Below are 23215 nucleotides of genomic sequence, written 5' to 3'. Positions count from 1 at the left end.
GTAAGTCAGACCTTAAGGTTGAGCAAGTAGTTGATGCAGATGTACGACCGGAATGGCATAAGCAATACCACTAGGGTCGCTGAGCACCGCTTCACGACTGCCTTTGACCAGTACCATATTAATGACCGCCACCACGACGCCATCTTCCTGACGATACAAAGCGCTGCCGCTATTGCCAGGATAGGCAGTGCCGTCCAGCTGATACACCATAAAAGGTTGCTGAAGTTGCCGCAGTGTTTTTGGATTCAGCGTCTTAGAGTTGTCTTGTGGAATAGCAATAGGCGTAACAGCGCTTAATGTCGACTGATGTGTTGCCGGATACAGCCCCAACACGCCGGTGATCGGATACCCGGTAAATGCCAATGCGGTTCCTTCAGGCGTGTACTCACTGTCGGCGAGTTTCAGCGCCGGCAAAGTTGCAGTAATTTTTAGCACTGCTAAGTCGTGGATCGGGTCATTTTTTCTGGAAAGAATAGGGTGCACAACCGGAACCTGTCCATGTCCGGATAACACAACGTAACGTTCGTTTTTGCTTTCGTCGGGTAATTTTGAAACCACATGATGGTTGGTAACGATTTGATTGCCCGGGGCGACTACAAAACCACTGCCTATGAGTTTTAACCTGGGCGAACCGGTTGGGTTATACAAAGCGATGGCAACAACTGCTGGCTTTATTTGGGGAATGAGTTGCGGCAGATTATTGGCCGTTGCAGCAACGCTGAAAATTCCGAGGCACGTTATCCAAAACAGTTTCATTGCACACTTCATCCTTGTATCAGGTAAACGAGGTTTTAGTGTAAACCAGTCGGTGGCTTGGGCGAAACTGAATTAGCATCTTTAGCAAATTGGTACATACTGAAAGTTATTATGCAACCAGGTTGCATTCCCGGAGTGGTTATGACGGCTGTGCCAGAACAAAAACCTCAGAAAATTCAGGAAATTGTGCCAATTTTTTCCGGCGGCGGCACCAGATTACCCTGCTATGTGGGTATTTTGATGGCGCTGGAGGATTTGGAATTATCCTATGCGCATGTTGTCGGCGTCTCTGGCGGCAGTATAGTCGCGGCGATGCTGGCTGCCGGAAAGTCGATAGAAGAAATGCAAAAATTGGCCTTACATACTGATTTTAAACAGTTTAAAGGGTTTTCATTACTCAATCTGATCCGAACCGGTGGTTTGTCCAGTGGGGATACGTTTGAGAACTGGATGGATAAAGAACTGGATGGAGTGTTGTTTCGTGATTTGAAACTCGATTTGCACGTGTTAGCCACCGATATCAATGGCGGTGGGCCGGTTATTTTTAATAAAGAACGGACGCCGGATATGAAAGTGTCGCAGGCTGTACGTTTTTCGATGTCGATCCCATTGCTGTTCTCGTTTAAAACTTTTGAAAATCACGTGATGGCTGATGGTGTCATTCTGGCAGAAGATGCATTACACCAAGATTGGTCGGGACGGGCGGTGCCGGTGGTGTGTTTCCGGTTGAAAAGCGATAACGAAGATCGGCCCATTTTAAAGCACCGTTATTTTCCTCTGGTGTCGTATATCCTGATGCTGATCCAAACTTTTATGACCGCAATGTCCCGGGAATATGTCCATGCGCAATACTGGCACAATACGGTACTTATCAACACCGGCTCGGTTTCTTCGGTCGATTTTGCGTTACCTATTGAGAAAAAACTGATTTTGTTACGCCAGGGATACGACACTGCGATGACGGTTATTCCGCAAAAATTAAACTGGTTAAAGCATGATTTAGTGATCCATCAACGTGAGAAACAGTTTGAATTGCTTTAAGTTAGCGCATGTCTCTATACTGGAAATGAATATTGCTATAAGTTTGAGATGGCTTTGTCAGAAATGTGCCGGTGACTGAGTCCATTACAAAGGCTTAGAATAAAATTTAATCAAAACAAAAGTTTGTAGTACTAGCCAGGGGCGGTTGACCTTTCAGGTTCTGAAAAATGAATGGTACTTTTGCGGTAGGTTTGTTCGGTCCTGCCAGCAAAGCATTTCACCTCGATACACGAAATTATTGACGATGCAGGTAGAAGACAAGTGAGCGAGACTGGAACACCAGCCCGGCCCGGAGCATAGTTGTCTTATGTGACTGGTTTGGACTGACGCTCAGGTGAGCAAACGAAGTCGACCTCTGCAGCTTCAAGGATGACGGGTATAAATTGATCAGGTCGGTTATGAAACATTTAAACAAATTGCAGAAAATTCCAGTGATTGGTGGCTTGGTCCGAAAAGTAATTGGCATGCTGGCCAGTAATAACGCGAATAATATTTCGAAGCACTTTTCGCAGTTCTTGCAACCGCATATTGCCAATACTGAAGAATTAAAAGAGCAGGTGTTCCGACTACGTCACAAAGTCTATTGTGAAGAACTGAAATTCGAAGAAGAAAAGCCCAACCAGCTGGAACTCGACGATTTTGATGCTCATTCAATTCACTGTTATGTCAAACATATGACCAGTGGCAATATGGCGGGCACTGTACGACTCATTACGTCTACCTGTAACGAAGAACAATTACCAATCGAAAAATACTGTTTGCATTCTATTACTGACCATGAGTTTTCCCCACAAGCATTTCCAAGAGAGAAAATCTGTGAGATTTCCAGACTCGCGGTGCTGGAGCATTTCCGTCGCCGGGAACAAGATAAGTTTAAAGGCGCTGCAACCGGTGCTATTAACGTTGATACTTATTCGGGCACTGAGCTGCGTTGTTTTCCATATATAGCACTTTGTCTCTATTTTTCAGCAGCTTCGACCGCATTTCATGCCAAAAAAGAACACGCTTTTGTGATGATGGAGCCGCGGCTTGCCAGAAGTCTGGCCTTTGTCGGGATTAAGTTTCATCAAATTGGACCGGTGATTGATTATCATGGTCGTCGCGCACCTTTTTACATTAACAAACCAATGTTGTTTGACGGTCTGTCGCCAGGTTTTAAAAAATTACTATTTGAAATTGAAAAATCGTTGGCCAACACAGTGCAGTCTGGCTCAAACGGAACACCTCCTTCCGGTGCTGGTTTTCAACCTTTAGAATCCGGAATTCTGACCCGGTAACGATTTGCTGCAAACAACAATGGTGTTTGCTGCTGATTTGCAAGGACTTCGCATGGCTCAAACAGATAATTTTGCCGCTGCTTTACAGCAGTGGCAACACCTGCTCGGTGCTGAGCAGGTGATTACACACAATGAGCAAACCCGCTTAGCTGCTACAGCAACCTTCCTGACGACTTCACAAGTACTGGCCATTTTACGACCGAATAAATCGGAACTCGCCGCCTGTCTTCAGATCGCCACTGACTTTGGTATCGCGGTTTATCCGGTTAGTTCGGGTAAAAACTGGGGCTATGGCTCCCGTGTTCCGAGCTGCCGGCAAGCTGTTTTGATTGATTTGATCCGGTTAAAGCAAATCAGCGACTATCAACCACAACAGCATGTGATCCGGGTCGAAGCCGGTGTAACCCAGCAGGAACTGGCGGAATATCTGCAGCGTGCCGGTGGTACCGACTGGATGGATTGCACCGGTTCCCATCCGGATTGCAGTATCGTTGGCAACACCGTTGAGCGTGGATTTGGGCATACACCGTATGGCGAACACGCAAATTTTATTGCCGGACTTGAAGTGATGCTGGCCGATGGCAGCATCATTCAAACCGGTTTCCATCGCTTTGACAATGCCCGGGCAGCTGGTTTGTATAAGTGGGGATTAGGGCCGGGTCTGGATCAGCTGTTTCTGCAATCCAATCTCGGCATCGTGTTAAGCATGACCTTGTGGCTGATGCCAAAGCCCGAAAAATTTATCGCATTTTATTTGTCAGCTAAAACCGACGCAGCATTGGAAGCGATTGTTTCCGCACTCACGCCCTTAAAACAGCAAGGTATTATTACCAGTCTGCCGCACATTGCTAATGAATTCAGAGTGCTGGGTGGGATGCAGCAATATCCGTGGCAACGAGCCCAAGAATTAAAACAGACCGGTTTTCCTCTGCCTGCAGCGTTGAAGGCAGAATTGCAGCAAAAATGGCAGGTCGGCAATTGGAATGTTTCTGGCGCTTTATATGGCACCAGAGAGCAAGTTGCCAATGCCAAACGCCAGGTACGGCGGGCTTTATCGAAGGTGCCGGCAGCCAGGCTAAATTTTATCAGCGACGAGCTTTTGTGTTTTATTGAACGGTACCAGAAGTTAATTGCGTGGATCACCCGGATGGATATTCCGGGCATGCTCAAAGTGTTGCGGCCTGTTCATAATATGATGAAAGGTTTGCCCAGCAGCCAGTTTTTAAGCAGCGCTTATTGGCGCAAGCAGCATAAAGCTTCTGCTGATTTTGATTTAGATCGCGACGGCGTCGGATTGATCTGGTGTGCTTTTGTCGGACCTGCAACAGCCGCAACGGCACGAGAACTGATGAATATCATCAGTGAGGTACTGACGCGGCATGGTTTTGAGCCAGGAGTCACTTTTACTCTGTTAAATGAGCGTTGTCTTGATGCGGTGATTAGCTTGTTGTTTGATCGGCAAGCGATTGCACTAGACGGTCAAAGCTGGGATGACAAAGCGCTGGCGTGTCGGCAAGAGCTGTATCAGCAGATGTTCCGGTACGGTTTTTATCCGTATCGGGTTGATGTCGATATGATGAAACTTCTCAATACTACCGGCGATGCATCATACCTGGAGTTATTGCAACGCTTAAAAAGCTGCCTTGATCCGGCAAGTATTCTGGCGCCTGGACGATATATCGCTGAATCTATGCAAGAACTGTCAGAATAATTTACGAAGCAAAAAATAGGAACATGTAATTTTATGTAATGCGTTGATTTTAATGGAGAAATAAAGTTGGCATGCCACGTGCATTATTCTGTTAGTCCTAACGCAGCCGTACGAAAGTCAGGCGCAGTTTAAATTAAATGGTGGTAGTAAAATGAAGTTAAAATCAATTGTTACAGCTGGCGCACTGACGTTAGCTACTTTAGTAAGCACTCAAGCCTCTGCAGTTTTGATGTCTGTAGATTTCGCAACTGAAAGCGGTTGGTTAGCTGACGGTCTGAACTCAGGTACACGTATCAACTCAACTGCTACAAATCTGGATTGTGCCGCTGGTGCTACCAACGCAGCAAATGGTTGTGGTTTGACCTTTAGCAGCGCAGTTGGCGCAATCGCTGGTGCATACAGTACTGTAAACTGGGGTTCATCTTCAGCGAAAAGCGGTTTAGATATCCTTTCAAAAAGCGGTACCTTAGTTACTAACGGTGACTGGGTACAAACTGGCCTGGTGACTCACCGTAATCAGACTATCCCAGCAGGCAGCGCTTCTCTGGCTTCTTTAGAGTTAGCTACGTTGTTCGCAATCGTGAATCCAGCACTGTTCGTAATTCCAGCTAAAGTTGGTATTCAGTTCAAAGAAACACCAAACAACACTGACCCTACTAAATGCCCAACACCACAGTTATCAGCTGTTGGTTGTGATGACACTTTCTCTGTGAATCTGCAACTGCCAGCAATCAAGTTTAAAGATTTAGAAGGTCAAATGTACCAAATCAGCTTCAAGCTGAACCCATTAAGCGGCGTGACTTCAATCACTAACCCAGATGGTACAGTAACTCTGGTTACTGCTGAATCTTCAAACAACCAAATCGAATTCTTAGCTCGTCTGGAAACTATTCCAGAACCAGCAACAGTAGGCATCCTTGGTTTATCTTTAGTGATGTTGTCGCTGCGCCGCAATAAAAAAGCTGCAGTTTAAACAGCACTGATGTAAAAAAAGACCCGGATTATTCCGGGTTTTTTTTGCTTTAATATCCTGATTTTAATATAAATTCTGATTTGTGATACTCGTGTAGAGACGTTTCTTTACACACCGCTTCATGCCTTGATCCGGCACCTTAATCCAGAAATTAGCACCTTCGGCAGCCAGTTGAAATAAGTCATGTCCCGGTTTTCATTGTGTTTGCAAGCAATTTTCGTAGAAACACACCCCGTCAGCAACGTCAAATTTATTTACACCCACCTTTTAGTTCCCCAAGTAAGTTGATGAAAATATAGGCAAATTAAGTTTGGCCTATATTATGCTTTATTAAATTAAGACATTAACGCAGTACTCCTATGTCGCGGTTGAACAACTTATGGATCTAATGGAGAACGTTATGAAAACACTATTAAAAAGTACAATTGTTGCTTGTGCATTAATACTCCCGCAAATCGCGCAAGCTGCTTTAGTAACAGACTGGGAGTATGAAGTTTTTTCAGAATGGACTGGTGCATCTTTTGATGCAGGTGTCGGTACTCAGATTCAGGATGCAACTGAAATCAGCTGGGGCGGTACTGCCGCTTACACCAACCAAGCCGCTGGTATCGGTACTGCTCGTAGTGCGTTAATTCTGACTGACAGTTTTTCTTCAGGTACTGATTTGGTGACAGGCAGTATTATTCCTGCTTTAACTAACATCATCACGCACTGGAACAACACCTTGCAAGGGTCTTTTAGTACGCTGGTTGGTGCGCAGTTAAAAACCACGCTGAAACTGAAACCATTTTTACCGGTCGAAGCAGATGACTTTTTTCCGCCAAAAGTATTAAATTTCACTATTAACTTCACCGAAACGCCAAATGACAATGATTGTGGTTTTGACAGTATGTCTGCTTGTGATGACATTTTCGTAATTTCAATTGGTAATCTGTCTGATTCGTTTGATTACGATGGTTACACCTACACCACCAATATCGTTGAAACAACCTTGTCACTGACTGCACTGTCAGATGAGGCTTGTGCTGCTGCTGATAATGCTCCAGGCTGTCTGGGTTTTCAGACTAAAGAAAAAGAAGCAACTTCAGCTCAATTCGGTTTGTTAATTGACGCTAAATTAATTCCTGAAGTTCCGGAGCCAGCAGGTCTGGCAGTGTTTGGTCTGAGTCTGATGGGTTTTGTGATGTATGGCCGTCGTCGCTTAGCACGTAAATAATGTCGATTTGAATGTAAACATTTGAATTGATAATTAAAAAAAAAAGCCAGATGCAAAGTCTGGCTTTTTCTATTCTGGCACTCAGCTCGGTTATCGCGAAGTTTCTATTCGGTCCGACGCTATCTGCAAAGATATCGAGGATTAAAGCCCAATTAAAAAAATCAGGCCTCAATTGAGGCCTGATAAAATTCATTTACTAGGTAACACCATTCACTGAAGAACGAATTACAAAAGAGCCTTTAATGCATTCAATTTTTCTTCGCTTGGTTTGTCGGTCGGTTTTACCTTATCGAGCATCGTTTTAGCGGTGTTTTTATCACCGGTTTTGAGTAATGCATCGATGTAGTTGAGCTGTACCGCGACATTGTCCGGTCTGATCCGTAACGACTTTTCAAACTGCTCCAGGGCTTTTGCCTGTTGGCCGGTGGCTAACAACACCGTGGCGTAGGTGTCCAGGACATCCGGGTTTTCCGGTGCCAGTTTGATGGCTTTTTCGATATGCGGTAATGCCTCAGAGGTTTTTTGTTGTTCCAGTAAGCTCCAGGCCAGGTTATTCAGGGCCGCTACATTCTCCGGCTGCGTATCCAGCACCTTGGCAAAAGCGCTGGTCGACTTTTGCTTGTCAGTGCCAAGCAGCAGATTGCCGTAGTAGATTTGCAGGGCTGAATCATTTGGCTTGTAGTTAAAGTGTTGTTCTATAAATGTTTTTGCTTTTTGTTCTGACACCGTTTTGGCGTAGATGTCGGCAATCATCAGTGCAGTCACGCTGGCCTGATTTTGCTGATAACTGCCAGTTAACGCTACTAAAGCTTGTTCCGGTTGTTTATCAGCCAACAATAATCGACCTTTCATAAACAAGGCGTCGGCTTTGGCGGCTTCTTCGGCCGATAATTTTTCAAGCTCTTTCAGTGCTTCTTTATACTGACCCAGTTCGCCCAGCAATTGCACTCGGGTGCCATACAGCACTTTGTTGTCCGGTGCTTTGGCCAGTTCGTCGCTGGTCAGCTTCAGCGCTTTGTCCAGCTGTTTGTCCAGAATAAGCATGCGTAAATAGGTATACAGCGAGTTTTGATCCGCTGAATTTTGCCCAAACCATTTTGCTGCTGATTCTACGGCCGCCTTGCTGTCTTTTAACACAGCGCGCTGATGTTCAATAAACAGTGCCCAATGGAACGAATGACGTTCTGTTTCTACCTTGCCGGTGGCATTTAGCAAATCCAGACCTTGTTGATGTTTACCTTGATCCGCCAACATCCGTGCATATAACAAAGCTGCCTGGTAATCGGTTGGTTTGTCTTTGTTCAGAGCTTCAGCTTTGGTGAGGGCAGCTGTCGCATTATCGTTTCTGGTCAGTGCGTATAGTTGTTCAAGTGCCGGCAGATAAGTTGGGTGTTTTTCCAATAAACCGGACAAGATTTTAATCGCATCGTCTACTTTGTTGGCGGCTTGCGCCAAAGTTGCCTGCAATAGCTGGCTGAACGGATGTGATGCATCCATTTTCAGTGCAGCATCAACATGTTGTTGTGCCAACAGGTTATTACCTTGCAGGAAGGCAATATAGGCCTGCATATTCAGACTGGAATGTTTCAGCTTGTCGTCATTTTCCCAGCTCTTCGCCAATTCCAATGCTTTGTCGTACTGGCGTTGTTGTAAATAAGCCGTCACTAACACCATCTGGGTCTGTTCCACCTGCGGAGCTAGTTTTGCGGCTTCTTCCAGAGCTGCCAGACCTTGTTGTTCCATACCCGGAATACTGAGTTTCAGACTCCCTAACGTCATCAGATCATCGGCGGTGGCTTTACCGCTTTTTTCATATTTATCAACTAATTCTTGCGCTGCACTGTCAGAGCGCTGTTTCACCAGCTGAAAGGCTGTCGCTGAGACTAATTGTAAATCGGTGGCTGCATTCTCATCGCTGAGCAGTTGTTGCTGTGCGGCTGCGGTGTCACCGAATTTCAGTTTTAAGGCCACATATAGCTTTTGCGCGGGCGGGTAAGTGCCAAGCTGACTGTGTACGGCTTGCAGGTGGTTTAATGCTTGTTGCTCCAAACCCAGTTGGGTTGAAGAAATCGCGGCCAGAACCCGGCTGCTGACGGAGTTTAAGCCGTTATCAATCGCTATTTCGCTGGTTTCTTTGGCTTTTTGGAAATCTTTGCGTTCAAATTCAACCACCGCCTTCAGATAGTTAGCGAGTGGTTGTTTAGGGAATATTTTTAATAACTTAACGATTTCTTTATCGGCTTCATCGTTTTTATTGGTGGCAATATAACTTTGCGCCAGAATCAACCGCGCCAGGTGCGCACCAGGGTTAACTTTTAAATAGGCATTAAAACTTTCAATCGAAGCATCGTATTGCTTCAGCACATTTTGCAGTTTTGCTCTGAGTAATAATGCATCGTTATAAATGGCATGTGGCGCACTGATGCTGCTCAGCGCTTGCAGTGCAGCTTCATGTTGACCTGACATCACCTGCGTTTGAGCTTCAACCATGGCTTTAATTGCCGGATCGGCAGAATTAGCAAGATCGGCAAAAATTGCTTTGGCACCATCGGTATCCGAAGCTTCAATTAACGATAAGGCGTGATACAACTTCAGGGTTTCCTGGACGTCAGCCGGTAATTCCGGATGTGCCGTCAGGTAAGATCCAACTTTTTGATGTTGGCCTTGCAGGAAATAACTTTGGGTCAAGGGAATGGCGATGGTCTTACTGTCGAGTTTAAATTCAGCGGCCCGTTCCAGTTCTTTTGCGGCTGAAGCAGCATCACCGGCTTTTAAGTAAATCATCCCGAGTTCAAAGCGTAACCGGCCATCTTCCGGTTGCTGCTGAATGGCAGACTTTAATTCGATAATCGCCGCCGGAATTTCATTATTGGCGGCAAACTTCAGCGCATCCTGCAGATGCTGCTCGCTGTCTTTTTTACCACAACCCTGCAGCAGCAATGCTGCTGTGATACAGGTAACAAGGAGTGTTTTTTTCATGATTCTGTTCCATCGATTTACGAAAATAAAAGAAGACTTCAGGCCAACGTTCTGCGTTAGCAGGTAGCGTGATGTTTGTTCTGTACAAATTGGCATAAGCTGCCAAAGGTTGCAAAAATTTCTGCACTTAACTCGTCGTCGTCAAACTGAAAACCATAATGATCTTCCAGCATCGTCAAAATGGTCATAATACTAGCCGAATCGAATTCCGGCAGCGCGCCAAGTAACGGCGAAGAGGGTGTAAATTGGGTGTCAAGTGCGAGGGCAGTTTGCAGGATCTGCTGCACCAGCGATTGAATTGTTTTTGGTTGGTCCATTACCCGGAACTCCAATAGACATTTGGTGTTAACACATTGTACTCTACCACATTATTAACTTAAGCAAAGCCCCGAACCTGGCCGGTGCCAGCGCATTATCTGCGGGATTTGTGTCAAGTATGGATGAGTGGGTCAATTGCCGGTAAATTTTATCAGTCAGTTCAGCGAACATGCGGCGGCTCGCTGGCCGGAGCGCACCGCATTAATTGCTGGCAGTCAGCAGTTAACCTTTGCGGCGTTACACCAACAAGTGTTGGCATGTAGTCTGTTGTTAAGTCAGCGCGGGTTAAAAGCCGGTGAGCGGGTGGTGCTGGCATCACCGAAACAGTTGGAACTGGTGGTGATGATCCTGGCGGTTGCACGATTAGGCGCGGTGGTGGTACCGGTGCATGCGCAGTTAAAGCCAACCCAGTTGGCGCATGTGCTGCAGGATTGTCAGGCTTCGATGCTGATGACCAATCAACACCGACTGGCGCAACTGACCGCGCTTCAGCTGCCACTGCCAGATGTTCAGCTACTGATGACGGAGCAGTTGCCGCAGGCCATTAACGATCTGCTGGTCGTATTATCCGGAGCTAATCCTGGCCAACTGCCTGCTGTCGATTTAACCATTGCCACACCTGCCATTCCGGCATTAGTCGCCAGCGATGTGGCCGCCATTATGTATACCTCGGGCAGTACCGGTTTACCCAAAGGGGTGGTGCTGTCACAGCAGAACTTGATGCTCGGCACCTTAAGCGTGTGTCAGTACCTACAGTTAACGAATGACGATGTATTGCTGGCGCTGCTGCCTTTTAGTTTTGATTATGGTTTTAATCAACTGCTGACTGCACTTTATTGTGGTGCCAGCCTGGTGTTACTGGAATACCTGCTGCCGCAGGATGTAGTCAAAGCGGTGGTGCAACATCAGGTGACTGGTTTAGCAGCGGTACCGCCATTATGGTCGGCCCTTGCCAGAGCAAACTGGGGGGAGCAAGGCGGGTCCTCGCTGCGGTTTATTACCAATTCCGGTGGTTCGATGCCGCAACCGCTACTGACGACTTTGCAGCAGATTTTCCCTTATGCCAAACCCTATCTGATGTATGGGCTGACCGAAGCTTTTCGGTCCAGTTATTTAGACCCTTCAATGCTGCGTGCAAAACCCGGTTCAATTGGCAAAGCCATTCCTTTTGCCGATTTATTGGTGTTGCGACCCGATGGCAGCGAGTGCGCCGTGGATGAACCGGGCGAATTAGTACATCGCGGGCCACTGGTTAGTTTGGGGTACTGGAACGACCAAAAACGTACCAATGAACGGTTCCGGCCTGATCCGGTGCAGCCGGCAGCCGTCATCAACAAAGCGCTTGCAGTCTGGTCGGGTGATGAAGTACGCCGCGATGCCGATGGTTATTTGTATTATCTGGGGCGACTGGACGAAATGCTCAAATGTTCCGGCTTTCGCATTAGCCCAGCTGAAGTTGAGCAACTGGTGTACCAATGTGCACCACAGCTTTATGATGTCGCGGCGATTGGCGTGCCATTTGGTGATGCCGACAGTGCAGTGTTATTGCTGTATTGTTGTGATGCACCGGTTGATGAAAAAGCACTGCTGGCGTTGTTACGCCAGCAATTGCCACATTATATGTGTCCCAAAGCGCTGCTTAAGCTGGCAGAGCTGCCCAAAACCGCCAATGGAAAATTAGATCGTAAATCTTTGCGTCTGACTTATAAGGATTTTTTTAATGAAAACGCCTGAGCCGGCAGATAGCCAGTTCGCACCATCCATACCAGATCCGCTATCGCCGTTGTTCGCAACACAGCCACAGCTCGCAGTGCCATTAAGCTATTTACGGACAGTGGATGGCGTGCTGCAAATCGGTGGTAAGTCGATGCAACAAATTGCTGATTTGCTTAGCCAACAGCGTTTTTATGCCTATGACCGCCAAGCAATATCCATGAAAATTCACCAGTTACGCAGCAAAATGCCTGCGCAATTAAAGTTGCATTATGCCATTAAAGCCAACCCATATTTGCCGGTGGTGCAGCACGTTGGCACGCTGGTGGATGGTTTTGATGTAGCCTCGCAAGGTGAGTTATTACTGGCGCTGCAAACAGGCATGCAGGCGTTGCAGATTAGTTTTGCCGGGCCTGGTAAAACTGACACAGAGCTGCTTGCGGCAATGACTGCCGGTTGTTGTGTGCATGTTGAATCGGCGGGGGAACTGCAACGGCTTTGTGGTATTGCAACTCAGTCCGGACAAACCGCCACTATTGCACTACGGGTGAATCCGGAATTTGAACTAAAAGCCGCCGGTATGAAAATGGCCGGTGGGGCTAAGGCATTTGGCATTGATCAGCAACAGGTATTTGAGCTGTTACCAAAGCTGGCTGCTATGCCGGTCAAGTTGGTTGGTTTTCATTTGTACTGCGGTTCACAAAACCTGCAGGCGGAAGCCATTTTGCAGACGCAGCAGCAAATTATTCATTTATTGCAGCAATTGTTGCCGCTTTGCCCGGCATCGCTGCAATTTGTCAATTTGGGTGGTGGTTTAGGCGTACCATATTACACCAGCGATCGAGCGGTGGATTTGGAACTACTGGCCGCAGGCTGGACACAGCTGTTTGAGCAGTTGCCTGCAGACTTACAACATCTTGAATTTATATTGGAATTGGGTCGTTATCTGGTCGCAGAAGCCGGGGTCTATGCTTGCAAAGTGGTGGATATCAAACAATCACATGCTCAGACATTTGTGGTGTGTAATGGTGGCATGCATCATCACCTGGCGAATTCAGGTAATTTTGGTCAGGTGATCCGGCGTAATTATCCGGTGGCGTTCGCCGACAAACTGGATCAGCCTTTAGTTGCGCCGGTGCAGGTGGCCGGACCGCTCTGCACGCCGTTGGATGTGTTAGCCGATAAAATCCAGCTACCGCAAGCTGCGGTCGGCGACTGGTTTGTGGTGTTTCAATCCGGTGCCTATGGCGCCACGGCCAGCCCGCAAGCGTTTTTGGGGCATGGCGCAGTAGCGGAAATTTTGCTGTAAAGCGCATCAACCGCTGCAGCACAGTGAATCGGTAAAACAAACAATCAGCACAAAAGGTCAATCGGTAGTACGGCTGATTTTCTGACACTGCAATCTTAGCCAACTTCTGTGTCAACTTTGACAGGATAATTATCATGCGCAAGTATCTTTTTTGGTCCGGTGTGATCGCGAACCTGTTGTTAATATTTGGGTTTTTATTATGGGCGCGCAGTATTTATTGGTTGGGTTTACCACTGCCGTTGTATAGCCAAAAAGTGGCAAATGATATTCGAGTCAATTATCCGAGCGTGGCCTTTGTGACGCCAATTCTGCATTTTTTTGCCGGTTTTGAGCACAAAAACTTCCTGTACCGGCCACTGGATCCGAAAAAATGGCATGGCGCTGGTGCTCATCCAGAGTATCAGCCGCTTGCAGGTGCCAATATTGTCACAGTCACAAATATTAGCGAACTTAAAAAAGCCCTGCGTGAAGCTTTACCTGGTCAACAAATTGATGTGCTGCCGGGACGTTATGAATTTGACCGCACCATGGAGATCCGCCAAAGCGGGACCGAAAATAGCCCCATCCGATTAACCGGCCGCAGCCTGCATCAGGTCGAGTTTTCGATGAAAGGCGAAGGGCTGTTAATTTTGCAACCTTACTGGCAGATTGAAAACATTAGTTTTATCGGTGACTGCGATATTCATGACCGCTGTCAGCATGCGTTGCATGTAGTCGGACGCGCCAGCAATATCGTAATTCAAAACAATGTGTTCCGGGATTTTAACTCTGCGTTAAAAGTTAACGGTAACAAAGGGCATTATCCGGACTTCGGACTGGTCAACAACAATACCTTTTATAACACTGTGCCACGGATCACCAAAGGCCCGGCAACACCGGTTGATATCGTTGCAGTGAATGACTGGCGGGTTAGTGGTAATTTTATTTTTGATATTCAAAAGTCAGCCGGTGATGAAGTCAGTTATGCCGGATTTATTAAAGGTAACGCACATCGTGGCGTGTTTGAACGCAATTTAGTGATGTGTGAAGCCAATCTTAAAGGGCTGGGTCATACCAGTCTGGGGTTGTCTTTTGGCGGTGGCGGCACTGGCAAGCAATATAGCCGGGATGAAATCAGCCGGGAAAGCACCAAAGGCGTGATGCGCAATAACATCATAATGCACTGCCCGAATGATGTTGGTATTTACCTCAACGAGGCGCACGATACCTTGCTGGAGAACAACATCGTTTATAACACTGTGGGCGTCGATGTGCGTTATGAAGACAGTACCGCGGTACTTCGCAATAATATCATCAGCGGTCGGGTGATTAACCGGGCCGGTGGTTCACATCAGTTGCAACAAAATCTGATCCAGAGCCGTAGCTTTTTCACTGGACGGGATCATTTAAAAGATTTGTTTAAATCGGCTGATCTGGGAGATTTCAGTTATCTGGAGCCTTTGGAATTAGCACCCGACCCAAACCATGCCGGCGATGGTGTGCTGACTGATTATTGCGGCAAACTGGTGCAGGCGCCGTATATTGGCGCTTTTGCCGATCCACAGTTTTGTGTACAGGCCGTCGACTAATGCAGCCTGGGTTCAGCTTGGAAATTTTTGCCTGAGCCAATCCAACAGCAAATGTTGTAATTGCAGCAAATGTTTTGCATCGCTGCAAGTGTGGTTCGCGCCTGAAATGGATTCGGTTGTGGTATGAGCATCAATCTTCTGACGTTGCCGTTTCGGCAAATCAGCCAGTAACGACGCACATTCCTGTGCGGTCAGGTCATTGTCACTGAGGGCCAGTAACACCGGTTTTTGATACTGACTCCAATTGTGGATGAGCGCTGGTAAAAACTGTTCTGTGGTCAGTTGCGATGTGTCAGCCTTCGCTTGCTGTGCGTTACTTTTTCGGTGGTCAGTGATGCGCGCTTGCCGCCAGAACTGGAAAAACTGCTGCAGACTATGCAGGGGCTTGCTGTGGCCACGCAGCAATTTCAGCCAAAACTCGCTTGAGCATAAACGTTGCCAGTAATAAAACCGTACCATAGTTCTGGCATGGTTGTGCGCAGCCCGGCACCATGGGTTTAGTAATATCAGACCAGCGGCTTGAGACAACACCTGCTGATTGAGCAAGATGGCGCTGGCACCATCACAAAGACCAAACAATACCCACTGTTTAATCTGCGGTTGTGCTTGTTGCGCTGTCGCCACCACTTCCGATAGCCACTTCGCATGCTGAATAAAATCTGTGGGTTGCCCCTCTGCATCGCCATAACCCGGAAAATCAAAACGCAGGCTGCTTATTTGTTGCTGCAGTAAAAAGCTCGCAAGCTGTTGTTGCATGCGGTGGCTGCCCGGGCGGGTTTGTGCACCACCACTGACCATTAAAATGGCGACCTCACTTGACCCGGCAACATATATTCCAAGGCTATGCAGACCGCTCAGTTGGATTGGCAGCACCTGCGGTTTTGGTTGTGGCAGGTTAGTCATTCAAACCACCCATTAAAAAGCTCAAACTGTGTTCGATTAAAGCCGCGGCAGGCAGCGGTTCCTGCTGCAGCCAGAATGCAGGTAACGCTAATAACTGTTGACTGCTGGTGGCTGGATCTGCCGCTAGTTGTTGCCAGACTTTCGCGACCGGAAGTGGCAATTGCGGCAAGGTTGAGAGTTCCAGCCAACACAGACTGCGGTGCTGCAATTGACTTAGATCCGGCTTGAGGGCACTGATCTGGCGATAAAAATTCGGTGTGATGCAATAACCGGCAATTTCGACCGTTAAGTCATTGTCCAACAGCTGTGAGGCAGAAGGCGCTTTATCGGCCAGCAGTAAATTACTGGCTTGATGTTGCCGGAACAGCTGTTGTAAAAATTTCTGACTATCAAGTTGCGGCTGCCAAAACAATAGTTTTCCTGGCTGCAGCTGCTGCAATAACGCCGGCCACATCGCCAGCAATTGTAATGCGCCAAACCGACAAGCCAGCAGATGCACCGGCTGTTGCAGTTTGGCGCGGGCGAGCCACTGACATAAATCTTGTTGCCACAGGTTGAGGTCAATATCGGTGAAGTCGCCCTGGCTATCACCGGTACCATAAAAGTCCGGCAAATAGCAGCTCCAGCCGTTGGCCGCAAGTTGTTGGCACAGTTCACTAAACAAGCGTCTGCTACGATTCGCTTCTTCGGCGAACGGCGGTAAAATCAGTAAGGTCTGGCCGGACGGTGCTGCGCTTTGCCAACGGGTCATTAACCACCAACCCAGTTGTCCTTGTTGATATTCGGCGTTAATCATTTTGCTGCTCAGGTGATTGGCGGCGCAAATATTTTTGCTGAAGTAGTTGTAGCCGTTGTTGCCACTGGCGTAGCTGCCAGCGGCATTGTTGCTGCAGATAATGCAGCCGCCCGCTGCCACTTTGGCAATTAAACAAGTTCAGCTGCAGCAGCGGCAAACATCGATCCATCCACTGCGCTTTGTAGTCATCGTTACCGGTTAAAAAATCGATGTTGGTGACGCCATCCTGCGTCATCACCTCGTCAATCATCGCCGCCATCAGTACAGTGCCAGGGGAGAGTGAATCAAACGCCTGATCCTGCGACAGTTTTACGATCGCAGCTTGTTGTTGTTGCACCAACCAGAACTGAAACGCCACCGGCGCGTCATTGATCAACAACAGCCCCAGCCGTAATTGGCCGTGCTGACTACTGAATGCCAGCAACCAGTTAATAAAATCCGGGCTCGGCTCTGGTTGTTTCCAGCTGCGCTGATAAATGTGCCAATAGGCGGCCAGTAAGTCAGGGGTAAGCTGGCGGTGAATTTGAATGGTAGCACCTTGCTGCAGCAGTTTTTTCTTCTTGCGCCGAATGGTGTTCACCAGCTGCGACTGGCGTTGTTGCCAATAGTCGGTATTGTTTTTTGCTGCTGCTTGCCAGTTGTGACCAAAAGGTGAGACCAAGGTTTTCACGGTGGCCGGGCACTGCTGCTGAATCTGTGTTGCTGTGGCCTGTGAAAGCGGTTGTAACCGCAGTAGCCGCCACTGTGGCCAGATCTCTGATAGGGCCGCTTGTAGCAGTGGCCATAGATTACGCTGCTGCTGCGCAACGTTGGACGCAGCATTGGGCGCAACATCGATGGATAGCGGAGCAAATTCCGGACTGTAATAATTGCTGAGCGCCAGCAAGGTGCGGTTATCGTCGCTTGTGCGAAGCGGCAGCATTACCAGCAGTTGCTGATCTTGATAAATCCGCAACAGCAAATAACGGCTGCCTTGGTTAATGCCGTTTTGTTGTTCAAACTGTTTGAGCTGAGAAAACCAGGGGAGTTGTTGCAACCAGGGCCAGCCGGTTGCTGTAGCCGGTTCGAGACGCTCGAGCTCCAAAACGTTTGGCCAGTCGCCTACGCAGCGGTATCTGATGCCAGCAAGGCTAAAAACGACAACTGGCGGATCACTGCGCGCCGGGATTTCAGCGTGTAGTGTCATGGCCCCGCAACCACTGATCAACTTTTTTAAGTGGTAAATCAATCCGAGCGCAGCCGATTTGATCTGGCTTCACGTTCAGTTCAATCATCTTGGGGCCATCGACCGCGATGGCCACATCAACGCCAGCGACATTTACATGGGGGAATGCTTGCAACGCTCTGCCGGCCAATGCCAGACATTCCGGCCAAAAGGGCAGTTGTATCCCACTGATCTGGCCGCCGGTATCGGGGTGACAGCTTGATTGCAGTAATGGGTTTTTCGCATTCGCAGCATACTGCAAAATACCGCTGGTGATATCAACCGGGCAAATCATACCGCCGCTGCTGGTGTTATCGACCAGGCTGCCTTTGCGGCCGACGCGCAAAAAGGCGCCACCAATTTTCACTTCACCGCGTGCTTGGTACAGCCAAATGCGCAGAGTGTTCACCGAATGCGGGTTAATGTCGGACAACACCGGATGTTGTTGTAAATAATGCTCAACGATATAACCATCCGGATTTTGTGCCGCGAGCTGCCACCAATCACTGATTTCGGTGATTGCTTTGCTAAATGGGTGCGTGAACAGCAGCCGGTCATGAAATTCGATGTTAAAAGCCGCAAAACCGGCCCCGCCGTAGCCTTCAACTGGTTTTAAACAGATGCGATGGCCGACAAGCTGTTGGCAAAGCAGAATAAAATCTTCGAGGGTACATAGTGGTTGTCCGGACTTCTGTACACCAGCACGACAGTGTAAAAACCCGATAAATTCAGGTGTCGGCACTGCCAACAACTGTAAAACGGCTTTCTCCACCACTTTATGCTGCGAGGTCTTTTGATAAGGCCGACTGTTCCAGCGGTCAATGAAGTTGTTATATTCCTTTTTATTGGTATGTAACCACTTGTCTTTAAATGGAATTTCCGGACGCCACCAACGTGCTTGCAAATAATAGCCAGGGCCAATATTGCGGATAAAAAACAACAGCATCATTTCCAGCAATTGTCTCCATCTTGGTAAGGATGGAAACCGTTGCGAATTTTCTTGTAGAAATTTCCAGGCATTTTTTACGTCAGTTAATACTTGCATAAGACATCCGGTTCAAGTCGCTGACACCTTGCACTAAGGTGTTTAAAAACAGCAAGTTTTGGCTGTGGGGCTGCGAAGAAACAGCCTGTGGCAAGATTAAAGAGTTTTCAGCATGCTGTAAAGAATTGCGCTAATTGCGGATTCAACCCGAACTAAAGCCAGATGTGGCATACTAAGGCACTACAGCAGTAAATTCTGTTTTGCTAATTGAAGGGGTTGCAACATGATTCGGGGAATTTTTATAGCCATGTTGGGCTTATTCAGTCTAAGTGGTTGCGGCGGTGGTGAAACCACAGCCGAAACACCAACACCACCAACACCAGTTAGCGTAAAAACCGTACAGCTGGCCATCAACGGATCCGGTGCAGTTCAAAGTTCCAGCGGTCAAACCTGTCGCGTAAACTGCACCATCGAAACTCAAAGTACCAGTTTGCAATTAGAACCCAAAGCAGATGACGGCGCACAATTTGCCGGCTGGTTAAACGATTGCAATGGCACCGCCGCCTGTACTCTTAACCTCAGTACGGTAAATAAAGCCAGCGCAACTGCAGTATTTCAACCACTACCCGTTAACTTCAAAGTCATGGTTATGGGGGCTGGTCAAGTCCAGGTCAGCGGCCAGCCGTCACCCTGCCGCGATCAGTGCACTTATCAAATTCCGTTTGGAACTACGCTGACGTTTACTGCCAGCCCGCTAAATGGTGCTACTTTTGGCAGTTGGAGCAGCCTCTGTGGCAATGCGCAGGGCCAAACCTGTATCGCCACCGTTAATCAACCCCAGACGTTAACAGTCACTTTTGACCCACCTGTCGCGCAGCAAGCAGTCACGCTGAATGTTATAGGGCTCGGCCAAATTACCTCAACAGCATTAAGCACCCCATGTACCGGCAGTTGCAGCGTGAATGTGACCGCTGGCACAGTGTTGGCATTTAATGCCGTACCGGATGCAGCGCAGCAGTTTGTTGGCTGGAGTGATCCTTGTCAGGCTCTGCCTGCATGTTCGCTGACAGTCACGGCGCCTGTCACACTGACCGCGCGTTTTGCGCCGTTAGCGACATCACAGGTGGATGACAGTAACTTTGTTACCGTAACCAATCCACAAAGCACGGTGCTCCTGAATTACCCGTTGCAGTTTGCTAGGCCTTTTGTCGCAGGCGAAATTGCTCAGTTTCCACAGTTGATGCTCAACGGTCAGCCGCTACCGACTCAGGCGGATGTAAAACAACGTCACCCGGATGGCTCAGTGCGACACGCTATCATCAGTGCTGTGGTTCCTGCCATTGCAGCCGGGGCGTCGCTGAAACTTAATTTTGTCAATCAGACCACAGGCCGGCAGCAAGGCGCGCCAGACAAAACCGCCATGCTAGCGGCAAATTATAACTTTGACGCAACTATTGAAGCCAAGTTTGCCGATCTGCCGCTACATACCGTTTCGGCCAGAGCTATGCTGCAGCAGGATAAATTCAGTTACTGGACGCAAGGCGAAATCGCCACCACCATTTTGCTAGTTGATCATAGCGTCGATCGCAGCTTCGATTTTGGCGCCGATCCACACCGTTCAGTGCGGCCGGCGTTTTACGCCACCTTCTGGCCAGCATTGAATAAAGTGCAGGTGCGATATGTCGGTGAAATCACCAATTCATTGGCACTACAGGATCAACTGTACGATTTAAAGCTCAAGGGCGGTCAGCAAAATCCGGCAGTGCTTTATCAGCAAGCGGCATTACCCCATCAGGCAATGACCCGCTGGACCCGTCAGTTCTGGCTGGGCGAACAGCTGCCAGTTGTATCGTTAAATCATCAGTTGGCCTATTTGAGTAAAACGCGGCTGATCCCCAATTTTGATAGTAGCCGCGAAATCAGCGATGCCACCATTCAAACCCAATATCAAAGCTGGCAAAGTAAAGACAGCACTCTTTATGAAGCTGGCTTGTGGGCAAAACCAATGGCGAATGCCGGCGGGCGGCCTGATCTTGGTTTATACCCGGCCTGGACAGTTCGCTGGTTCTATTCCGGAGACTGGCGTTTGGCTGAAATTGCGTTACGCCAGGCTGAATTGAGCGGTTCCTGGCCGTTTCATGTGCGCGAAGGCGATGCCAGCCGTACTTTTGACGAAGCAAAAACAGTCAGTGGTTTAGGTAAAATTCTGTCGATTAATCAAGGTGGTCGACCTACAGGCTGGATCCCAAGACTGAACTGGCATGAAACTGCCGCCAATGACAAAATTCATCCGATTGTGCCGTTGGTCAATTCTGGCTGGCGGCCAGATGTAGCGCATCATCCAGATCTGGCATCTGGTCAATATTTACTGACTGGTGATTATTACTTCCTGGAACAAAGCTTGTTTTCAGCGGCTTACACCACGATGGATAATAACGCCGCTGCAAAAAGTTCAACTTTAGGCCGTGGACCAACCGGTAGTGAAGGTGCGTTATATTCTGGCGAAACCAGAGGTCAGGGTTGGGCGCTACGTACCAGAGTTCACACTGCTTCCATTACACCTGATGTGATGCCGGAACAGCAGTATTTTGTCACCCTGACCAACAAAGCGTTAGCGATTTGGGAGGGCATGTACAACGTTACCAATACGCCGAATAAAGACAATGCACTGTGGACTTTCGGCCGTAACACTATAGCGCCAAAAGAGTTTGTTTATTCTGCTGGCGCAGCTTCACCACTAGGCCAGTGGGTGCATGGCGACAAATTTGCTACCAGCTATGTCAGTGAATATTACGATATGACCAAAACTGCCAATGGCGCCTCGCCATGGATGACTCACATTGTGGTGTTGGCACTGGGTCGCGCTGAAGAGTTAGGTTTTGCCGCTGGTCCAATGAAACGTTTTGTGGGGCGGGTGCTGGCTGGACCTGCGCTGGAAACCGGTTTTGCCCTGGAATTACTGTCTGCTTACCGGCAACCAAGTATCACCCAGCCGAATGGTGGCTGGTATCAAAGTTGGCTGGCGGTACAGGATGGATATTTGCCTGCCTACCGGTTAGAGACATTTAATCGTTATCAATTAGGTGGTTATATCGACGCAGAATTTGGTTACGATGTGATGGTGTGGGGCACTGCTTCTTATGTCACCGATCTGCCTGGCGGTGAAATAGTCTGGCAGTTTTATCATAACCGCTTAAAAGACCGGATCAGTTTTAATAACAACCCAAAATGGGCGATTTTACCGCGGCGTGATTAATACCGATTACCGCACAAACTGACCAGAACGGATAATGCAGTAGAAAAAAAGGACCTGATGTTGGCGCGAAATGATGTGGTAAATGAGCTGGCCGTGGCAAAAAAAAACGTGGTCGACCAAGGCATGGTCGTGCATTGGTCTGATCAACACAGCTGTTTATGTAGCAAAGATTTGTCCATTTATCGTTTTGACTATCAAAGCAAGCAGCTCAAGCTTTTATGCCGGCTACCGGCCAAAGACCAAAGCCTGAAAGGCAAACTAAAGGACAGGCTTGCCCGCAGCACTTTGGTACAGCTGTTACGACCAACGGCTGGTATCGGCCATCTGCTGCAACTCGGCAATGGTGATATTCTGGTGGTGTTTGATCGGATTTATCTATGCCAAAACCTGCCGCAAGGCTATCAGGTGAAGGTGCTGCCGCCGGCAGAGTTTGGGCGTTTTGCCACACCGTTACGTGGTGGTTTGGCCGTACATGAGCACAGTCAGCAGGTTTATTTCGGTGAATATTTGAACGGGCATAGCCGGGACATTCGGATTATCCGGGTTGACCCGCAGGCTGGCACGACTACCTGCTGCTGGCAGTTTAGCCGCGCCGACATTAAGCACGTGCATGCCATTCATTACGATCGATATCGGAACCGGCTTTGGGTGCTGACCGGTGACACCGACGAAGAGTCCGCCTTTTATTATTCCGACGATGAATTTCAAACATTACATAAATTTGCCGGCGGCAGTCAGCAATGGCGGGCTATTGCGCTGCTGATTTATCCGGATGCTATTGAATGGGGCATGGACGCGGGGCAGGATGCTGCTGCCGATTGTATTAACAAAATTTATCGTTATCATTTTGCAACTGCTGCAGTCACTGAACAGGCCGTTGTCGGAAATCCAGTTTATGCAGCAGTGGCGTTGGCAGATGGTGCTGCGGTGATGGCGACCACCTTTGAACCTAAACGGTTGCAGGCGACGCTCCCTTGTGCTGAATTATGGTATCGGTCTGATGGTGGGCCTTGGCAAAGTATTGCAAAATTCGATTACGTAAAACGTCAGCGCAGTGGTGTCAGTTTGTATGGCATGGTGTATTTACCCAGAGGTGAATTACCGCCGAATCAAATCATGGCGACACCGGTGAATAGCCAGACCGACGATTATTGCGCCATATTGTTGCAAGGTGCGTTTCCAACCAGCTAAAGCCGTGGAAGCGCAATAT

At 48.2% G+C, this 23215-nt stretch carries 17 protein-coding genes; 10 read left to right on the top strand and 7 right to left on the bottom strand.

The annotated features are described in order from the left end of the window. Positions 1-12: 12 nt before the first annotated feature. The gene (locus tag A5320_RS14190; protein WP_068065972.1) at positions 13-756 is read right to left on the bottom strand and encodes a S1 family peptidase; all 744 of its coding nucleotides are present in this window, start codon (positions 754-756) and stop codon (positions 13-15) included. A 141-nt stretch (positions 757-897) separates the two neighbouring features. Here A5320_RS14190 and A5320_RS14185 point away from each other — a divergent pair, with 141 nt between their 5' ends. The 5 genes from A5320_RS14185 to A5320_RS14165 all read left to right on the top strand — a co-directional run bounded on the left by A5320_RS14185 (position 898) and on the right by A5320_RS14165 (position 6974). Continuing rightward, the gene (locus A5320_RS14185) at positions 898-1797 is read left to right on the top strand and encodes a patatin-like phospholipase family protein (protein WP_082971781.1); all 900 of its coding nucleotides are present in this window, start codon (positions 898-900) and stop codon (positions 1795-1797) included. A gap of 398 nt (positions 1798-2195) precedes the next feature. Then, on the top strand, positions 2196-3074 hold the full coding sequence (locus A5320_RS14180; RefSeq protein ID WP_068065971.1) for a PEP-CTERM/exosortase system-associated acyltransferase: 879 nt from the start codon (positions 2196-2198) through the stop codon (positions 3072-3074). Between the two features lie 52 nt (positions 3075-3126). Continuing rightward, entirely contained in the window at positions 3127-4785 is a 1659-nt protein-coding gene (locus A5320_RS14175; RefSeq protein WP_068066807.1) for an FAD-binding oxidoreductase, read from the top strand. A 151-nt stretch (positions 4786-4936) separates the two neighbouring features. Then, the gene (locus A5320_RS14170) at positions 4937-5758 is read left to right on the top strand and encodes a THxN family PEP-CTERM protein (protein WP_068065962.1); all 822 of its coding nucleotides are present in this window, start codon (positions 4937-4939) and stop codon (positions 5756-5758) included. Positions 5759-6158: 400 nt separating this feature from the next. Then, the gene (locus A5320_RS14165; protein ID WP_068065961.1) at positions 6159-6974 is read left to right on the top strand and encodes a THxN family PEP-CTERM protein; all 816 of its coding nucleotides are present in this window, start codon (positions 6159-6161) and stop codon (positions 6972-6974) included. Between the two features lie 225 nt (positions 6975-7199). On the opposite strand, the gene prsT is transcribed toward A5320_RS14165, so the two are convergent. Both prsT and A5320_RS14155 read right to left on the bottom strand, forming a co-directional pair. Next, positions 7200-9953 (bottom strand): XrtA/PEP-CTERM system TPR-repeat protein PrsT, encoded by a 2754-nt coding sequence (gene prsT / locus A5320_RS14160; RefSeq protein WP_068065960.1) that lies wholly within the window; start codon positions 9951-9953, stop codon positions 7200-7202. A gap of 56 nt (positions 9954-10009) precedes the next feature. Next, positions 10010-10270: an acyl carrier protein gene (locus A5320_RS14155; protein WP_068065958.1), complete on the bottom strand. Its 261-nt coding sequence runs from the start codon at positions 10268-10270 to the stop codon at positions 10010-10012. 136 nt (positions 10271-10406) lie between these two features. Here A5320_RS14155 and A5320_RS14150 point away from each other — a divergent pair, with 136 nt between their 5' ends. The 3 genes from A5320_RS14150 to A5320_RS14140 all read left to right on the top strand — a co-directional run bounded on the left by A5320_RS14150 (position 10407) and on the right by A5320_RS14140 (position 14861). Next, on the top strand, positions 10407-12005 hold the full coding sequence (locus A5320_RS14150) for an acyl-CoA ligase (AMP-forming), exosortase A system-associated (protein ID WP_068066805.1): 1599 nt from the start codon (positions 10407-10409) through the stop codon (positions 12003-12005). Continuing rightward, on the top strand, positions 11992-13293 hold the full coding sequence (locus tag A5320_RS14145; RefSeq protein ID WP_082971778.1) for a pyridoxal-dependent decarboxylase, exosortase A system-associated: 1302 nt from the start codon (positions 11992-11994) through the stop codon (positions 13291-13293). Before A5320_RS14150 ends, A5320_RS14145 begins: the two co-directional genes overlap by 14 nt. Before the next feature lie 134 nt (positions 13294-13427). Then, on the top strand, positions 13428-14861 hold the full coding sequence (locus tag A5320_RS14140) for a NosD domain-containing protein (RefSeq protein WP_068065955.1): 1434 nt from the start codon (positions 13428-13430) through the stop codon (positions 14859-14861). Positions 14862-14873: 12 nt separating this feature from the next. Here A5320_RS14140 and A5320_RS14135 read toward each other — a convergent pair whose 3' ends face one another. Genes A5320_RS14135 through A5320_RS14120 form a run of 4 tightly spaced genes read right to left on the bottom strand, consistent with a single transcriptional unit; the run spans position 14874 to position 18809 of the window. Next, positions 14874-15764: a hydrolase 1, exosortase A system-associated gene (locus A5320_RS14135; protein WP_068065950.1), complete on the bottom strand. Its 891-nt coding sequence runs from the start codon at positions 15762-15764 to the stop codon at positions 14874-14876. Continuing rightward, a complete protein-coding gene (locus A5320_RS14130; RefSeq protein WP_068065946.1) occupies positions 15757-16560 on the bottom strand; it encodes a hypothetical protein in 804 nt (267 codons plus the stop codon). Before A5320_RS14130 ends, A5320_RS14135 begins: the two co-directional genes overlap by 8 nt. After that, positions 16553-17746 carry a GNAT family N-acetyltransferase gene (locus A5320_RS14125; protein ID WP_068065942.1) on the bottom strand — a complete coding sequence of 398 codons (1194 nt, stop codon included), beginning with the start codon at positions 17744-17746 and terminating at the stop codon, positions 16553-16555. The genes A5320_RS14130 and A5320_RS14125 overlap by 8 nt, the downstream gene beginning before the upstream one ends. Further along, a complete protein-coding gene (locus tag A5320_RS14120; protein WP_068065939.1) occupies positions 17730-18809 on the bottom strand; it encodes a sugar-transfer associated ATP-grasp domain-containing protein in 1080 nt (359 codons plus the stop codon). The genes A5320_RS14125 and A5320_RS14120 overlap by 17 nt, the downstream gene beginning before the upstream one ends. A 223-nt stretch (positions 18810-19032) precedes the next feature. Here A5320_RS14120 and A5320_RS14115 point away from each other — a divergent pair, with 223 nt between their 5' ends. Continuing rightward, the gene (locus A5320_RS14115) at positions 19033-22005 is read left to right on the top strand and encodes an InlB B-repeat-containing protein (RefSeq protein ID WP_157605863.1); all 2973 of its coding nucleotides are present in this window, start codon (positions 19033-19035) and stop codon (positions 22003-22005) included. Between the two features lie 93 nt (positions 22006-22098). Next, entirely contained in the window at positions 22099-23196 is a 1098-nt protein-coding gene (locus A5320_RS14110; protein WP_157605860.1) for a hypothetical protein, read from the top strand. Positions 23197-23215 lie beyond the last annotated feature (19 nt).

This window comes from Rheinheimera sp. SA_1 (genome assembly GCF_001669775.1).
Taxonomy (GTDB): domain Bacteria; phylum Pseudomonadota; class Gammaproteobacteria; order Enterobacterales; family Alteromonadaceae; genus Pararheinheimera.
Note: the sequence above shows the minus strand (reverse complement) of the source record. Positions and strands in the feature narration are given on the sequence as shown.

Coding starts and splice junctions, on each gene's coding strand:
- A5320_RS14155 (WP_068065958.1), bottom strand. CDS start 10,270: ATGGACCAACCAAAAACAATTCAATCGCTGGTGCAGCAGATCCTGCAA.
- A5320_RS14115 (WP_157605863.1), top strand. CDS start 19,033: ATGATTCGGGGAATTTTTATAGCCATGTTGGGCTTATTCAGTCTAAGT.
- A5320_RS14145 (WP_082971778.1), top strand. CDS start 11,992: ATGAAAACGCCTGAGCCGGCAGATAGCCAGTTCGCACCATCCATACCA.
- A5320_RS14120 (WP_068065939.1), bottom strand. CDS start 18,809: ATGCAAGTATTAACTGACGTAAAAAATGCCTGGAAATTTCTACAAGAA.
- A5320_RS14190 (WP_068065972.1), bottom strand. CDS start 756: ATGAAACTGTTTTGGATAACGTGCCTCGGAATTTTCAGCGTTGCTGCA.
- A5320_RS14175 (WP_068066807.1), top strand. CDS start 3,127: ATGGCTCAAACAGATAATTTTGCCGCTGCTTTACAGCAGTGGCAACAC.
- prsT (WP_068065960.1), bottom strand. CDS start 9,953: ATGAAAAAAACACTCCTTGTTACCTGTATCACAGCAGCATTGCTGCTG.
- A5320_RS14140 (WP_068065955.1), top strand. CDS start 13,428: ATGCGCAAGTATCTTTTTTGGTCCGGTGTGATCGCGAACCTGTTGTTA.
- A5320_RS14165 (WP_068065961.1), top strand. CDS start 6,159: ATGAAAACACTATTAAAAAGTACAATTGTTGCTTGTGCATTAATACTC.
- A5320_RS14180 (WP_068065971.1), top strand. CDS start 2,196: ATGAAACATTTAAACAAATTGCAGAAAATTCCAGTGATTGGTGGCTTG.
- A5320_RS14185 (WP_082971781.1), top strand. CDS start 898: ATGACGGCTGTGCCAGAACAAAAACCTCAGAAAATTCAGGAAATTGTG.
- A5320_RS14130 (WP_068065946.1), bottom strand. CDS start 16,560: ATGATTAACGCCGAATATCAACAAGGACAACTGGGTTGGTGGTTAATG.
- A5320_RS14135 (WP_068065950.1), bottom strand. CDS start 15,764: ATGACTAACCTGCCACAACCAAAACCGCAGGTGCTGCCAATCCAACTG.
- A5320_RS14125 (WP_068065942.1), bottom strand. CDS start 17,746: ATGACACTACACGCTGAAATCCCGGCGCGCAGTGATCCGCCAGTTGTC.
- A5320_RS14170 (WP_068065962.1), top strand. CDS start 4,937: ATGAAGTTAAAATCAATTGTTACAGCTGGCGCACTGACGTTAGCTACT.